General features: G+C 51.3%; 1 pseudogene. It reads right to left on the reverse strand.

The features are described from left to right. Positions 1–427: pseudogene (locus H4O21_RS24320) on the reverse strand (transposase); the annotation flags it as partial.

Consider the following 427-nt stretch of genomic DNA (forward strand, 5'->3'; position numbering starts at 1 on the left):
GTTTTCTTACCGGGCCAGCGTCCGGGATTCTCTTTCATCGCCTTCTGATAAACCCCATGACGTTGTAACAGGATCTTTTTATCGTCGCCCCTGTGACGCTGACCCGGCGTCACGAAACGGATCTGGCTATGCTTGTGCTCTTCGTTATAAAACGCCGCAAATTCCTGCACCCATTCTCTGGCTGAATCCAGCGTTTCAAAGCCTGAGGTCGGCCATTGAGGGCAGTATTTCAGCGTTCGGAATAAGGATTCAGAGTAGGCATTATCATTACTGACCCGTGGTCGGCTATAAGACGTCTTCAGACCCAGGGCTTCCATTTTACTCTGAACGTACTGGCTTTCATCACACTCCCGTTATCAGAATGCAGCACCACAGGTTCCGACCAGCAGCCTTCTCTCAGTACCGTACGTTCCAGCAGTTCACAGGC

Source organism: Oceanospirillum sediminis (genome assembly GCF_014164585.1).
Classification (GTDB): domain Bacteria; phylum Pseudomonadota; class Gammaproteobacteria; order Pseudomonadales; family Halomonadaceae; genus Oceanospirillum; species Oceanospirillum sediminis.